The sequence below is a fragment of the Demequina rhizosphaerae genome (assembly GCF_000971255.1).
Taxonomy (GTDB): Bacteria; Actinomycetota; Actinomycetes; order Actinomycetales; family Demequinaceae; genus Demequina; species Demequina rhizosphaerae.
In genome coordinates this window covers 90,758-104,972 of record NZ_BBMC01000005.1, presented here as the reverse complement: position 1 = coordinate 104,972, position 14,215 = coordinate 90,758, and the positions used below count along the sequence as shown (strand labels likewise).

Genomic DNA, 14,215 nt, shown 5'->3' with positions numbered 1-14,215 from the left:
CGCCGCATGACAGAACGCCCCGCCGGGCCTGCAGACCTCTCCGTCACGCTTTCGAATCCGAAGGCGGAACGGGTCAAGAGAGTCGCGGCCCTGGCGGGGCGTTCTGCGCGTTCGCGGGCGGGTGCCATCCTCGTCGAGGGCCCGCAGGGCGTGCGCGAGGCCGTGCGCTTCGCCGCCCCGCGGGTCCGCGACGTCTACCTCTCGCCCGACGCGTCGCTGCGCTACCCCGAGATCGCCGCGGAGGCGCTCGCCGCCGACCTCTACGTGCACCTCGGCACCGACGCGGTGCTCGACGCGATGAGCGCCGACGCGCAGGGCGTGGTGGCTGTGCTCGACTCGACCGGCACGTCGCTCGACGACGTGGTCGCCGCCGCGCCGAAGCTGGTCGCCGTGCTCTCGAACGTCCGCGACCCGGGCAACGCCGGCACCGTCATCCGGTGCGCCGACGCCGCGGGCGCGGATGCGGTCGTGCTCGCCGGCGAGTCGGTCGACCCCGGCAACCCCAAGGTGATCCGCTCGACCGCGGGCAGCCTCTTCCACCTGCCGGTGGCGCGTGCGCCGCTCGCGGAGGCCGTGGACGCGCTGCGTGCGGCGGGGCTCACGGTCCTGGCCGCGGACGGCTCGGGTGAGGACCTGCTGGGCGACCCGACCGCGGGCGCCGGCGCGGGCGGCTCGGAGTCGCTCGCGGGTCCCACCGCGTGGGTGTTCGGCAACGAGGCGTGGGGCCTGCGCCCCGACGAGCTCGAGCTCATGGACGCCGTGGTCCGCATCCCCATCCACGGCCACGCGGAGAGCCTCAACCTCGGCACGGCCGCCGCGGTGTGCCTCTACGCCTCGGCGACCGCGCAGCACGCGTAGGGTCTGGGCGACCGGCGACCGGCGACCGGCGACCGGCGACGGCGACCGGCGACGGCGACCGGCGACCTGCGACGGCGCAGTGTGCCTCGCGTCTCGACGCCCGGCATCCCGTCGAAGGGCGTTCCTGCGAGCAGCGACCGGCGACCGCGCATCGTGCATCGTGCCTAGCGTCCTGGCTGATGGCGACCACGCGACCACGCGACGCGACCAAGACCTGGCGCGCCCAGACCTGGCGAGCACAAGCTCAAGCATGTGACAACACCGGTGCGCCGACTCGCGCACCCCACCCCTAGAACAGCCCCGCGGGCGCGCCTCGGGTGGGTGCCGAGGCCTTCACCCCCTGGGCGGAGGAGGGTGAGATCGGCGGTGAGCTCCCCGTCGGCGGCGGTCGACCGGTGTCCGGCGGTACCGAGTCCACGCGGGCGCTGCCGCCGATCCGCGGCTCCCGCGACGGGTCCACCTCGGGAGGCGGGATGAACCACACCTGGCCGTCCCTCACCACGATTTCCCATCCCGTGGCGTGCAGCTGCACATGGCACGAGCGGCAGAGCAGCACCCCGTTGCTGAGGTCCGTGCGGCCGCCCTTGCTCCAGTCGAGGATGTGGTGGGCGTCGCACCAGGCCGGCGGGCGCCCGCGCCAGGCGCAGCCCCCGTCCCGGCGGGCGAGGGCGAGCTTCTGATAGCGCGTGAAGAGCCGCTCCCGTCGTCCCAGGTCGAGCGGCACCGACGGGCCGCCCATGACCGCCGGGATCACGCCCGCGTCCGCCAGCATCGCGCGGAGCGACTCGATGCTGAGGCGCGTCGACAGGTGCTCCGTATCGACCAGCCCCGAGCCTCGGCGCAGGTCCTCGAGGTCCACATGCACCACGACGGTGGTCTTCACGCCGGTGGTCATGGACGAGCAGTCGAGGCCGTGCTGGGCGAGGTCGGCGAGCGCATCGGCGCGGATCTGGCCGGCGGTGCGATGATCGTCGAGCTCGCGGTCGCGCCGGCGCTGGAACGAGTCCTTCACCTGGGCGTCGAGCCACGCCACGATGGGCAGCGCGGTCGCCGCGTCGAAGCGGCCCGTCAGCGTCACCATGCCGTCCGCGTCCTGGCGGACGAGCAGGTGGCGTGCCTCGCGTCGCCGCCGCTCGTCCTCGAGGAAGCGCTGGTGGTCGTAGGACTCCCGCTCGCGCTGACACGCGCGACGCAGGTCCGGGATGTCCAGCCGGAACGCCTTCTTCACCAGGCGCTCCTCGATCACGGCCGCCGCCGCATCGTCCATCCCCTCGAGGGTCTGGACGATGAGCGACGCCGCCTCCGGTCCGATGAGTCCCGCGCGCAGCGCCTCGCCGACGGGGGAGAGGGGCGCGTCGTCCAGGTCCTCGTCGTCGTCAGATCCCTCGCCCGAGCCCTCGTCGGGGTCGTCGGGCGACGGGTCGGGTGTGCCGTTCGGCTGCGGATCCGGATCCGGCCCAGGATCGGGATTGGGCTCGGGCGGCAGCATCGCGAGCCCCGCCTCGACGAGCCGCCGCGCCTCGGCGGGCGAGACGCCCGCGCGACTCCCGATCATGCGCTCCGCCGTCGAGAAGCCCTCCTGACGGGCCAGCCCGATCGCTCCTCCCGTGGAGCGCAGCGAGATCTCCGCCGCGAACGCTGCGTAGACGACCTTGGCCGCAGCCATCACCGCCGCGGCCGCCGCCTCCCCGTCGAGGAGAGCGTCTCGCGTCATCTCCCGCGGGTCCGCTCCGTCCAGCCCGCGTGCGCCCTCGACCGAGGTCTCGAGCCGGGCCGTGGAGATCGCCATGGGACAAGTCCACCACCAGGGTCAGACAATTCGGACGTTCTCCACAGGGCGGATGGTGGACAGTCGCGAGAGCCCCCGCGCGCCGGGGGAGAATGCCGGCCAGGCCACCCCCAAAGAGACACCCTGTGACGAAGACCACCCCTGGTTCCGCCCGGTGCGCACGGCGGAGAACGGACAATAGAGACATGTGGTTCGGGACCTTGAGGCTGCGGATGGCGCGCTCGCGCGGCGTCATCGTCGCCGTGGTCATCATCGCCACGGTCCTCATCGGCCAGATGGCCACCTCGATCCTCAACGCCGTGCTCGCGGACCGTGCCCTGCAGGCCGCGGCCGAGGACACGTACACGTACGTCGGCGACCTCATGTCGGAGCGCGTGGGCGACTTCGCCGGGTCGGCCCAGGACGTCGTCGAGGGCACCGCGTCGGAGCTCGTCCGCCGCGGCGGCGCCATGGACGAGGACGCCCTCGTCCGCGCGCTCGCCAGCCGCCTCGACCGCGAGCCCGCCGTCGGCACCATCTTCGTCGCGGACACCGAGGGCAACCTCATCGCCCTCGCCGGCGCCGACTCCGGCTACACGCGCCTCGACGTCGCGCCCGTCGCGGGCGGCGGCTCGGCCTTCGAGCGCATCGACCTCGACGAGAACCTCGACGAGACCGGCCGCGACGGCGGCTTCGTCGACTACACCGCCGAGACGCGCCCCTGGTACGAGGACGCGGTCGCCGCGGACGGCATCGTCTGGACGGACCCGTACATCTCCGTCCGCACCGGCGAGATCGTGGTCTCGCCCGCGATGACCGTGACGGTCGACGGCGAGCTCGCCGCGGTGGTCGGCGCGGACCTCGACCTTGACCGCCTGGGCGCGCTGCTCGAGAACATCCCCATCGGCGCCGACGCCCGCGCCTTCATCCTCACCGGCGACGGCACCATCGTCGCCGCCCCCACCGCCCGGCGCGACGAGCTCGAGGCCCTCCTCGACGAGACCCAGGGCCTGCCCGACGCCGGGGACTTCGGCCTCCCCACCGTCGCCCCGAGCACCCTCGACGACGAGGGCGACGCCATCCGCACGCGCGACGACACCGTCAGCCTCGAGCGCACCATGGACCCCGACACCGGCCTCGACTGGGTCCTCCACCTCGACGCCAGCGCCGCCGACCTCACCCCCTCGATCGACGACTTCAAGCGCGCCTCCTCCTGGGTGACCATCATCTCGATCGTCATGGTGATGGCCGCCGCCGCGGTCGCCCTGCGCCTGTGGCGCCCCATCCGCACCCTGCGCGTGCGCGCCGCCACCGACGCCCTCACCGGCCTCGCCAACCGCTACGAGTACACGCGCCGCCTGCGCGCGATCCTGCGCTCCGCCGAGCACACCGAGGACACCGTCCTCCTCATCGCGCTCGACCTCGACAACTTCAAGCAGGTCAACGACGACCACGGGCACGATGCGGGCGACGTGGTCCTCGCGGCCGTCGGCGACACGCTCCTCGAGTCCGTGCGCGTGCGCGACGTCGCGGCGCGGGTCGGCGGCGACGAGTTCGTCGTCGTCATGCGCCTGGGGGAGCGCGGCTCGCCCGTCGAACTCGCGCGCCGCCTCCGCGACGACGTCGCCACCGCGATCCACGAGTCCTTCGCCGGCGCATCCGGCGTCGGCGCCACCGCCGGCTTCGCGACCACGGGCGACGTCGGCTACGACGCCCACCACCTCCAGACCGCCGCCGACGAGGCGCTCGTCGCCGGCAAGCGCGTCCGCAAGGGCCGCACGTACGCGTACGGGCACGCGGCGGGCAGCGCATCGTCGCGGGACGATGCGGCGGCCGGGCGGGCGGACGATGCGTCGGCCCGGCAAGCGACCGGCGACGCGACCAGCGGGCCGGACCGGACCGAGGAAGGCGAGGGTGCCGAGGGGCGCCCGCATCAGGCTGATAGTCTCCCCGGGAACTGAGGGAGGACCCATGGAGAACACGCGCCGGCTCGACATCCCCGGAGCGCGCGGCAAGGTCGAGGTCGACGGTGTGCTGGGACTCCTCTACAAGGTCCGCATCGACGGCCAGGTGGTGAAGCGCACGCGCGGCCGCTGGCCCATCCCGATGCGCAACGGCAAGACCGCGACCCTGTCCGCCAACGGCGTCATCCCCGGCTTCCAGACCCTGCGCTTCGAGGGCGAGCCGATCCTCAAGATGGGCGCCCACGTCGAGCCCGCCGTCAAGGTCGCGATGTTCGCGCCGGTGGTCCTGCTCCTGTGGGGCTTCGTCGGCGCGATCCTCACGGTGCTCATGCTCCTCACCAACATCATCCTGGTGAAGAACCCGCAGATGCCGATGGGTCTGCGCCTGGGCCTGCCGCTCGTCAACACGGCGGTGATGGCCATGGCCCTCACCCTGATCGGCGTGCCGAGCTTCCTCTTCTAGGTCCAGAGCGACGTCACCCCGGCCATGTCCCGCCGCCTCGCCGTCCGCAGCCCCTCGGACCCGCTGCCGTGGGCGTTCGGCGTCGTCATCGCGGCGCTGGTGATCATCGGCCTCACGACGGTGGTGGTGCGCGAGAGCGTGACCGCGGACTCGGCGCACGCCGCGATCGAGGGCACCACGCTCGTGGGCGACGCGACCGCCGTGCAGCTCGAGGGCGCGACGCGGCCCGCCGAGGCCACCGTGCGCACCGTCGCGGGTGCGATCGGCGCGGACGGCGCCCTCCTCGACGACCCGTCCCGCATGCTCGACGAGCTCGGCCGCCTCATGGACGGCCAGTCCACCATCGCGGCGATCACCGTCCTCGCGGAGGACGGCTCCGAGACCGAGATCGACCGCCGCGAGCCCGGCTTCGTGTTCCGCACCATCGGCGCGGACGGCACCGTCGACGTCACCGTGCTCGACGAGTCCCTCGAGCCCGTCGAGGCCCGCGGCGACGCCCCGCAGCGCGCGCGACCCGAGCGCGCCTGGCTCGACGAGGCACGCTGGTCGACCGACGTCGTGTGGAGCGACCCGGAGCGCGTCCCGGAGGTCGGCCGCACCGTCGTCCACGCGTCCATGGCCGCGCGCGACGCGACCGGCGCCACGGTCGCCCTGGTGTCGGTGCGCCTCGACTCCGAGATCTTCACGCGCCTGCTGGCCGCGTCGCCCGCGGCCAGCTACGGCGAGGCCTCGCTCGTGGGCGAGAACGGCGTCGCGCTCGCGGGCGTGCCCGGGCTCGCGCTGCCGGACGATGCGGCGACCGAGCAGGCATCCGAGGGCACCGTCGCGGTGACCGAGGTGGTGACGTACCAGCGGCCCGTGAGCGCCAGCCTGCCGTGGACCCTCACCGTCGTGGTCGACGGCGACGAGGTGCTCCCGGCCATCGCGTCGCTCGATCGCACGATGCTGCTCTACACGGTCGTCATCGTGGTGGTGACGCTCATCATGAGCCTCCTGCTGTGGGCCCTGCGCCGCCCCGCCGGCGAGGTCTCCGTCCGCGCCCGCACCGACGCGCTCACCGGGCTGAGCAACCGCCACCACTTCGAGGTGCGCGGCAACGACGTCCTCCAGGCCGCGCGCCGCCGGGGCACCGTCGTCGCGGTCGCCGTCTTCGACCTCGACAACTTCAAGTCCGTCAACGACGGCGCCGGGCACGAGCTGGGGGACGATGCGCTGCGCGCCGTCGCGGACGGCCTCGCCCGGGCGTCGGGCCCGCGGGACGTGGTCGGCCGTCTCGGCGGCGACGAGTTCGCGGCCGTGCTGTGGCTCAGCGCGGACGAGGACTCCGCCACCGCGGTCGAGCGGCTCCGCACGAGCGCGCACATGACCCGCGAGCGCGCGGTGGGGGACCGCTTCGAGGTCGGCGTGAGCGCCGGCTGGGTCGACACCACCGCGGGCGAGTACCGCCTGCCCGCGCTCGTGCGCGCCGCGGACGACGCGATGATGGCCGGCAAGCGCACCACCAAGGGGGTCGCGTACGAGGGCGCGCCCGCCTGAGGCGTGCCGCCCGTCCTACCGGCGCCGCGCATCGTCCTGCTACCGTGGCCGCATGAGCACGAGCCTGGCCCGCATCACGCGTCGCGCCGCCGTGCGCCTCTTTCTCTAGGCCCGGGGAGATCCCCCGGGCCTGACCGCATGCCCGCGCCCGCATCGTCCCTCCGCGCCCAGCCGCCGGACCTGCCCGCGCTCCCGCTAGACTTCCCCCGGTTGTTTTCGAGGCTGTGAAGGGCCATCCATGACTGAACTCTCCCCGCTCGACGCCGCGGGCGTCGACGCCGCGGTCCAGGCCGCGCTCGCCGCGTTCGCCGCGGCATCCACCCTGGACGAGCTCAAGGAGGCGCGGCTCGCCCACACCGGCGACAAGGCGCCGCTGACGCTCGCCAACCGCCAGATCGGCGGGCTCGAGCCGTCCGACAAGGCCGCCGCCGGCAAGGCCATGGGCGCCGCCCGCGCCGCCATGGGCCGCGCGCTCGCCGCGCGCACCGCGGAGCTCGAGGCCGAGCGCGACGCGCGCGTCCTGGTCGAGGAGGCCGTGGACGTCACGCTGCCCGTCTCGCGCCAGACCCCCGGCGCGCGCCACCCCATCGAGACGATGCAGGAGCGCATGTGCGACCTGTTCGTGTCGATGGGCTGGGAGGTCGCCGAGGGCCCGGAGATGGAGGCGGAGTGGTTCAACTTCGACGCCCTCAACTTCGACCCGGACCACCCGGCGCGCGAGATGCAGGACACGTTCTTCATCGACCCGCCGTCGTCCGGCCTGCTGCTGCGCACCCACACCTCGCCGGTGCAGGTGCGCGCGGCGCTCGAGCGTCGCGACTCGCTCGACGAGGGCCGCGGCATCTACGTCGTGTGCCCGGGCAAGACGTTCCGCACCGACGAGCTCGACGCGACCCACACGCCGGTGTTCCACCAGATCGAGGGCCTCGCGATCGACAAGGGCCTCACCATGGCCCACCTCAAGGGCACGCTCGACCACTTCGCGCGTGCGCTCTTCGGGCCCGACGCGATCACGCGCCTGCGACCGGCCTTCTTCCCCTTCACCGAGCCCAGCGCGGAGATGGACCTGCGCTGCTTCGTGTGCGGCGGGGACGACGCGGCGTGCCGCACGTGCCGCGGCACCGGCTGGATCGAGTGGGGCGGGTGCGGCATGACGCACCCCAACGTGCTCCGCGCCGCCGGGATCGACCCGGAGAAGTACACCGCGTTCGCGTTCGGCATGGGGATCGAGCGCACCCTGATGTTCCGCCACAACGTCACCGACATGCGCGACATGGTCGAGGGCGACGTGCGCTTCTCTCAGCAGTTCGGGATGGAGATCTGATGCCGAAGATTCCGCTCAGCTGGCTCGCGGAGTCGGTTGCCCTGGTGCCCGATGCCACGCCGGTGGACATCGCCACCTCGCTCGCCCGCGTGGGCCTCGAGGAGGAGGGCATCCACGGCTCGGGTGTCGAGGGACCGCTCGTCGTCGGCCGCGTGATGTCGCTGGTCAAGGAGGAGCAGTCCAACGGCAAGACCATCAACTACTGCCGCGTGGACGTCGGCTCCCACAACGACCCCGAGGGCCCCGGCCACAAGCCCGACAACAAGGTCGACTACCCGTCGTCGAAGGGCATCGTCTGCGGTGCGCACAACTTCGTCGAGGGCGACTGGGTGGTCGTCGTGCTGCCCGGCGCGACCCTTCCCGGCCCGTTCCCGATCTCGGGCCGCAAGACGTACGGCCACTGGTCGGACGGCATGATCTGCTCGTCGAAGGAGCTCGGTCTCGGCGACGACCACTCGGGCATCATCGTGCTGACCGAGATGGGCTTCGACGCTTCCGAGCTGACGCCGGGCCAGGACGCGATCGCGCTCCTCGGCCTCGACGAGAAGACCATCGAGATCAACGTCACGCCCGACCGCGGCTACTCGTTCTCGATCCGCGGCGTGGCGCGCGAGTACGGTCACGCGACCGGCGCATCGTTCACCGACCCCGCGGGCCTGCCCGTCTCGGGCGAGGCGGGCGAGGGCTTCCCGATCCTCATCGAGGACGAGGCGCCCGTGCGCGGCAACGTCGGCTGCGACCGGTTCGTCGCCCGCATCGTGCGTGGCTTCGACCCCTCAGCGTCGTCGCCCACGTGGATGAAGACCCGCCTCGAGGCCGCAGGCATGCGCTCGATCTCGCTCGCCGTGGACGTCACCAACTACGTCATGCTCGAGCTGGGCCAGCCGCTGCACGCGTACGACCTCGCGACCCTCACCGCGCCCATCGTGGTGCGTCGTGCGCGGCCCGCGGAGAGCATCGTCACGCTGGACGATGCGACGCGCGTCCTGCACGGCGAGGACCTGCTCATCACGGACTCGCTCGGCGGCCACGCCGAGCGCGCCATCGGCATCGCCGGCGTCATGGGCGGCGCGCTCACCGAGGTGTCGGAGTCGACGACCGACGTGCTCCTCGAGGGCGCGCACTTCGACCCGATCTCCGTCGCGCGCACGGCCCGTCGTCACAAGCTGGGCTCGGAGGCCTCGCGCCGCTTCGAGCGCGCGGTGGACACCGCGCTACCGCCCGTCGCGGTGCAGCGTGCGGCGAACCTGCTGGTCGAGCTCGGCGGGGGAGTGATCGAGGAGGTCTACACGGACGTCGACAACGTCCCGGCCGTGGAGCCCATCGAGATGGACTGGGACTTCCCGTCGCGCATCGTGGGCGTGCCCTACACGGCCGAGCAGGTCATCGACTCGCTCGAGCAGGTGGGCTGCCAGGTGGAGCGCGACGGCGAGGTGCTCATCATCACGCGCCCGACGTGGCGTGCGGACCTCGAGGGCCCGATCAACCTGGTCGAGGAGGTCGCGCGTCTGCAGGGTTACGAGGGCCTGCCGTCGGTGCTGCCCGTCGCGCCTCCGGGGCGCGGCTACACGCACTCGCAGCTGGTCCGGAAGTCGGTGGCGCGCTCGCTCGCCGAGGCCGGCCTCACGCAGGTGCTCACGTACCCGTTCATCTCGGAGGCGCGCCTCGACGAGGTGATGCTGCCCGCGGACGACGTGCGTCGCGACGTCATCCGCCTCGCCAACCCGCTGTCGGCCGAGCAGCCGCTGCTGCGCACCGCGATCCTCGAGACGCTCGTGGACGCGGTGAAGGTCAACCTCGGACGCGGCGCGCAGGACGTGGCGCTGTACGAGACGGGCCGCGCGTACCTGGGCCGCCTCGTGGGCGCCATCCCGGCGACCTACTCGGGCACGTCCATCACGCCGGACGACGTCGAGGCGCTCAACGAGGCCATCCCCGGCCAGGTGCGGCGCGTCGCCGGCGTCATGGCCGGGAACCGGGTCTCCGCGGGCTGGGACGGCCACGCCACCCCGTGGCGCTGGACGGACGCGATGGCAATGGTCGAGAAGGTCGAGCGCGCGTGCGGCGTGGTGCTCGAGATCTCGAACGAGGCGGGGGAGCGTCAGTCGACGGCTCCGTTCCACCCGGGCCGCGTGGCGGTCTACCGGCTCGAGGGCCAGATCGTCGGCGTGGCCGGCGAGGTGCACCCCAAGGTCTGCGAGAACCTCGGCCTGCCCGCGCGCACGGTCGCGTTCGAGCTGCTGCTCGACCCGCTGATCGACGAGTCCGAGGGCGTGCTGGTGACGGCGTCGCCCGTGTCCGGCCAGGTGCTGGCGAAGGAGGACTTCGCGTTCGTGGTTCCTGATTCCGTGACTGCGGGCTCGCTCGTCGACGCCGTGATCTCCGCTGGGGATGGGCTGGTCGAGGACGCGCGCGTGTTCGACGTCTACACGGGCGAGCAGATCGGCGAGGGCAAGAAGTCGCTGGCCATCAACGTGAGGATGCGCGACGCGGACCACACGCTCTCGGCCGACGAGGTGCTCGAGGTCCGCAACGCGATCATCGCGGAGGCAGGGGAGAAGTTCGGGGCCGTCCTGCGCTGACTCAAGCCCCATGGGGAACTCACTGATGGCGGCCGACAGGAATCCCTGCCGGCCGCCCCCCGTCGGGGACCATCACGTCATCCAAGCGTGTTGATGGGTCCGCGGATCGACAGAGCGATCAGCTGATCGCACCAAGACTGTGTCGTGGGCCCTCCACCAAGGCTGCCGCATTCGTCAGGCCGTGCACGCCACAACTTCATCCGGAGCCTGACCCGGTCTCGTGGACACGGGTGGTGTGTTGATCATGCCGCGATGGCGGCACGGGTGTGAAGGGCTTCGTACTTGACGGGGCTGAGGTCCCCGAGCGAGGTATGGCGGCGGCGAGGGTTGTAGAACCCCGCGATCCACTCGAACATCGCGGATGCGAGCTCGGTGCGGGTATCCCAGTCGTGGCGGTCGAGCAGCTCGCGCTGCATGGTCGACCAGAACGACTCGATCAGGGCGTTGTCCACGCTCGAAGCGACTCGCCCCATCGACCCGAGCAGTCCGGCCTGGCGTGGTCGATGCCCGAAGACCCAGGACGTGTACTGGGCTCCTCGGTCCGCGTGGACGATCGTGCCCGGTTGGGGTCGGCGTTGCCAGCGGGCCATGTCGAGGGCGTCGACGACGATGTCCGCGGTGATGCGGTCCGAGATCGACCAGCCCACGATGCGTCGGGAGTAGGCGTCGATGACGCCTGCGCAGTAGACCCAGCCGTCCTTCGCGCGGTGCTGCGTGATGTCGCAGAACCACAGCCGGTTGGGGCGGTCGGCACGGAACTGGCGTTTGACGAGGTCGTCGTGCGGGACCGGGGCCGGCTTCCAGCCTCGACGCTTCCTGCGGTGGCATACGCCCTGCAAATCGGCGGTCCGCATGAGCCTGGCGACGCGCTTGCGCCCCACACGCACTCCCAGACCGAGCCGCAGCTCGGCGTGGACGCGGGGTGCGCCGTAGGTGCCGCGGGAGTCCAGATGGATGCGCTCGATCGTGGTCGTCAGCGCTTCGTCGGCGACGGCGCGCGCCGACGGCGGACGGGTCCGCCAGGCGTAGTAGCCGGTACGGGAGACCTTCAGGACCCGGCACGCCACCGCGACGTCGAAGCCGTCGGCGGCCAACTCCTGGACGAGCCGGAACCCTATTTTGGGAGGATGTTCTCGCGCGCGAAGTACGCCGAGGCACGCTTGAGGATCTCGATCTCGGTTTCCAGGACCCGGTTCTTGCGACGCAGCTCGACCAGCTCGCGCTTCTCAGCGCTCGTCAGGCCTTCACGGTCGCCACGGTCGATCTCGTCCTGAGCCATCCAGCGACGCAGGCACGACTCGCTGATCCCAAGATTGCGGGCGGTCGCCGCGACAGGTTCACCCTGCGCGACGAGGTCCAATGCTCGACGCCGGAACTCCGGCGACTTCGGTGCGGGCATTCGTGGAACTCCCTTCCAAGACGATCATCGTCTCAGATCAGGTGTCCACGGAAGAGCGTCAGGATCGGGCCCCCTCATACCGTGACGGAAGCCGCCCGCATGTCTGCGATGATGGAGCCACGCGACCGCGCGGCGCCTACGCGGCTCCGTACATGCTGAGCGCGAGGATGACCTCGGGGTCGTCCTCGGTCAGCACCCACCACTGCTGATCCAGCAGTTGGTCCTGTGCCTCGCGGTTGTCCTGGAGTTCGGGGATGCGTGCGATGAGACGGTCACGGCAGGTGTAGTCCGCGATCTTGGCGATCAGGTTGCTGTCGTCGTGGCGCAGATTGCTCAGCAGGTCGTCACGCAGCGTAGGGTTCGTTGCCGCGCACAGACGGGCGTCCGGATCCGTGCCTCTCGATGCCTGCTCAGTGAACCCGGTCGGCGCGTTGGGGTTGCGGGCGGCGCCGGCGCGCACGTAGGGGTCCGGGTCGTTCATCGCCACCTCCAGCATCCACTCCTCAGCCGCCGGATGCGCGGCGCAGTTACGTCGCAGGTACGGGTCATTGAGATGCCACAAGTATGTCACCGTGTTCGTCTCCAAGCTCGGGTTCTGCGCCAGTGCGGCGAGGACTCCGTAGGGCCACGGATCACGAGCTATCTCGTCGAGGAAGTCGGCAGGCACAGACGGGTTCTTCAGCGCTCCAAGCATGACCGTACCGTCACGCCAGTCTGTGCACTTGCCCATGAGGTGCGACGGTGGCGTGTGCACGTTCGACGCGACCGCGTACCGGACCGCCATGGTCTTGTGGTCGTAAAGCCGCATCAGCAGCGTGGCGTCCGTGCTGGTCCACGCGGCCTCGATGCACGCGGCGACAGAGGCTGGTGACGGTGCGGTTGGCGCTGCCCACGGCATCGTGACCTGTCCGCCGTACACGCTGTAACGGTGCACAGGACAGGAAGCCGCTCCCCCACGTCGATGTCCCACTATCGGTGCCGTGCACTTGCTCATTGCCGCTCCTTACAATGTCGGGTTTGGATGCGAGGTGAGCGCGAGCCGCACCGGCAGGGACTGTCGTGCGAACGTACCGCACCCCGACGACAGGAGCGTGGCGTCCGTTCTGGTGGCGAGTGTGGCGCGGCTGGGCCCCCGCTAGTTGCCGCGCCGTGTATGCCATCCGATCAGCAGCCACGCAGAGAGTGCAGCCGCGACTGCGATGCCCAACGAGCGCGCCGCGAACGTCATGTTGGTGGCGGCCCATAGGCTCGCCGCACTCAGCAGCACTGCGGGCAGTGCAAGATACGCCACCAGCCGGTTGAGAGCTTCCCACGACCGGTGGGACTCGCGTGCATTGTCAAGTTCCAACACGCGCGATATGGATGCTGACTCGTCCGAGATATCTCGGAGCAGAGCCTGAATCTCGCTAGCCTCGCTCAGCAGCGTCATGACCATGTTGAACTGCGGGCGTTCTGGAATCCGCGCTAGCCAAACCTTGTTCTGGAACTGCATTTGCGCCTTCTCAAGGCGAATGGCGTGATCTCGTATCGTCTTGACGGGCTGCCCCCAATCCAACCTGGCCAGTGCGTCGGCGTGGCCGTCAAGGAAGTCGCGTTGGCGGATCGCGAGCATGGCCATGCGGACCGCGTGCAGGTGAGCTAGTTGGGAGATTCTGGAATGCGTGGTGTGGGCCTTCGACCGAGTCTCAAACGACTCGGTTGTGATAAACGTGAGGGCGTTGCGCGACGCTTGGACGTGGGTTGAACCGAACTGCGAATGATGGCGTGCGGGGGTGTTGGCATCGTGACTCGGTGCGACATATCCGCGCTGAAGGGGGTGGCGCGACGTCATAAGAGATGCCCACATCTCGACCGTCGGTCGCTGGGCTTGAAGCGTGCCCGATCTCAGATTGGGAACCTCATCGTGCGTTGCGAGGTGCGTCACCACGAACGGCGTCAGTCTCCGAGATCGCTCGACGTCAATGTTGCCGGATCGCTTCCACACGTGGCCGTTGCTGTGGAGCGCCGCATCAATCCCGCTGAGCCTGAGGAAGTGGCTGACAGGGTTGTGGACGCCCTTGTCGGGTTTGCTGATCCAGCGAACGAAATGCATAGGAGCGCTGGGGTCCGTGCCGGCTATCCGTCCGTGGATGACTAGGAATGAGCGCGACTTGTATTCCGCGTGGAAGCCCGCGTCCTGGTCGAAGTCGAAGTGTTCGATTCCCCGGGCCTCGAACCTCCACCGATTTCCCTCGTGAGCGTGCGTGTAGAGCCCGAGAGGTGCGTGCCAACATGCCGACGGTGCAAGAGCGCCGATTGCCCGTGCTCGTACGAACCAGTCG

The 14,215-nt window shown here is 70.9% G+C and carries 11 protein-coding genes; 6 read left to right on the top strand and 5 right to left on the bottom strand.

Features of this window, described 5'->3' with window-relative positions:
* The first annotated feature begins 6 nt into the window (after positions 1–6).
* Complete coding sequence (locus AOM07_RS08530; protein WP_062312806.1) at positions 7–858, top strand: TrmH family RNA methyltransferase; 852 nt, start codon at positions 7–9, stop codon at positions 856–858.
* A gap of 289 nt (positions 859–1,147) precedes the next feature.
* Here AOM07_RS08530 and AOM07_RS08525 read toward each other — a convergent pair whose 3' ends face one another.
* Positions 1,148–2,647 carry an HNH endonuclease gene (locus AOM07_RS08525; protein WP_062312804.1) on the bottom strand — a complete coding sequence of 500 codons (1,500 nt, stop codon included), beginning with the start codon at positions 2,645–2,647 and terminating at the stop codon, positions 1,148–1,150.
* A gap of 185 nt (positions 2,648–2,832) precedes the next feature.
* Between AOM07_RS08525 and AOM07_RS08520 the strand changes: the two genes are divergently transcribed.
* The 5 genes from AOM07_RS08520 to pheT all read left to right on the top strand — a co-directional run bounded on the left by AOM07_RS08520 (position 2,833) and on the right by pheT (position 10,495).
* On the top strand, positions 2,833–4,587 hold the full coding sequence (locus AOM07_RS08520) for a GGDEF domain-containing protein (protein WP_169748144.1): 1,755 nt from the start codon (positions 2,833–2,835) through the stop codon (positions 4,585–4,587).
* 10 nt (positions 4,588–4,597) lie between these two features.
* Positions 4,598–5,053 (top strand): hypothetical protein, encoded by a 456-nt coding sequence (locus tag AOM07_RS08515; protein ID WP_062312800.1) that lies wholly within the window; start codon positions 4,598–4,600, stop codon positions 5,051–5,053.
* A 24-nt stretch (positions 5,054–5,077) separates the two neighbouring features.
* Complete coding sequence (locus AOM07_RS08510; RefSeq protein WP_062312798.1) at positions 5,078–6,589, top strand: GGDEF domain-containing protein; 1,512 nt, start codon at positions 5,078–5,080, stop codon at positions 6,587–6,589.
* 238 nt (positions 6,590–6,827) lie between these two features.
* Positions 6,828–7,913: a phenylalanine--tRNA ligase subunit alpha gene (pheS, locus tag AOM07_RS08505; protein ID WP_062312796.1), complete on the top strand. Its 1,086-nt coding sequence runs from the start codon at positions 6,828–6,830 to the stop codon at positions 7,911–7,913.
* On the top strand, positions 7,913–10,495 hold the full coding sequence (pheT, locus tag AOM07_RS08500; protein ID WP_062312794.1) for a phenylalanine--tRNA ligase subunit beta: 2,583 nt from the start codon (positions 7,913–7,915) through the stop codon (positions 10,493–10,495). The genes pheS and pheT overlap by 1 nt, the downstream gene beginning before the upstream one ends.
* Positions 10,496–10,737: 242 nt before the next feature.
* On the opposite strand, the gene AOM07_RS08495 is transcribed toward pheT, so the two are convergent.
* The 4 genes from AOM07_RS08495 to AOM07_RS14735 form a co-directional block, all read right to left on the bottom strand.
* Positions 10,738–11,589 (bottom strand): IS3 family transposase, encoded by an 852-nt coding sequence (locus AOM07_RS08495; protein WP_084830207.1) that lies wholly within the window; start codon positions 11,587–11,589, stop codon positions 10,738–10,740.
* A gap of 20 nt (positions 11,590–11,609) precedes the next feature.
* Positions 11,610–11,894 (bottom strand): transposase, encoded by a 285-nt coding sequence (locus AOM07_RS08490; RefSeq protein WP_062312178.1) that lies wholly within the window; start codon positions 11,892–11,894, stop codon positions 11,610–11,612.
* Between the two features lie 136 nt (positions 11,895–12,030).
* On the bottom strand, positions 12,031–12,813 hold the full coding sequence (locus tag AOM07_RS08485) for a hypothetical protein (RefSeq protein WP_156171889.1): 783 nt from the start codon (positions 12,811–12,813) through the stop codon (positions 12,031–12,033).
* Positions 12,814–13,029: 216 nt separating this feature from the next.
* Positions 13,030–13,986 (bottom strand): hypothetical protein, encoded by a 957-nt coding sequence (locus tag AOM07_RS14735; RefSeq protein ID WP_156171888.1) that lies wholly within the window; start codon positions 13,984–13,986, stop codon positions 13,030–13,032.
* Between the last annotated feature and the right edge of the window lie 229 nt (positions 13,987–14,215).

Excerpts from the sequence above, each read along its gene's own strand:
- AOM07_RS08515 (WP_062312800.1), top strand. The coding sequence starts at position 4,598 with ATGGAGAACACGCGCCGGCTCGACATCCCCGGAGCGCGCGGCAAGGTC.
- AOM07_RS08530 (WP_062312806.1), top strand. The coding sequence starts at position 7 with ATGACAGAACGCCCCGCCGGGCCTGCAGACCTCTCCGTCACGCTTTCG.
- AOM07_RS08490 (WP_062312178.1), bottom strand. The coding sequence starts at position 11,894 with ATGCCCGCACCGAAGTCGCCGGAGTTCCGGCGTCGAGCATTGGACCTC.
- AOM07_RS14735 (WP_156171888.1), bottom strand. The coding sequence starts at position 13,986 with ATGCATTTCGTTCGCTGGATCAGCAAACCCGACAAGGGCGTCCACAAC.
- AOM07_RS08520 (WP_169748144.1), top strand. The coding sequence starts at position 2,833 with ATGTGGTTCGGGACCTTGAGGCTGCGGATGGCGCGCTCGCGCGGCGTC.
- pheT (WP_062312794.1), top strand. The coding sequence starts at position 7,913 with ATGCCGAAGATTCCGCTCAGCTGGCTCGCGGAGTCGGTTGCCCTGGTG.
- AOM07_RS08510 (WP_062312798.1), top strand. The coding sequence starts at position 5,078 with ATGTCCCGCCGCCTCGCCGTCCGCAGCCCCTCGGACCCGCTGCCGTGG.
- AOM07_RS08525 (WP_062312804.1), bottom strand. The coding sequence starts at position 2,647 with ATGGCGATCTCCACGGCCCGGCTCGAGACCTCGGTCGAGGGCGCACGC.
- pheS (WP_062312796.1), top strand. The coding sequence starts at position 6,828 with ATGACTGAACTCTCCCCGCTCGACGCCGCGGGCGTCGACGCCGCGGTC.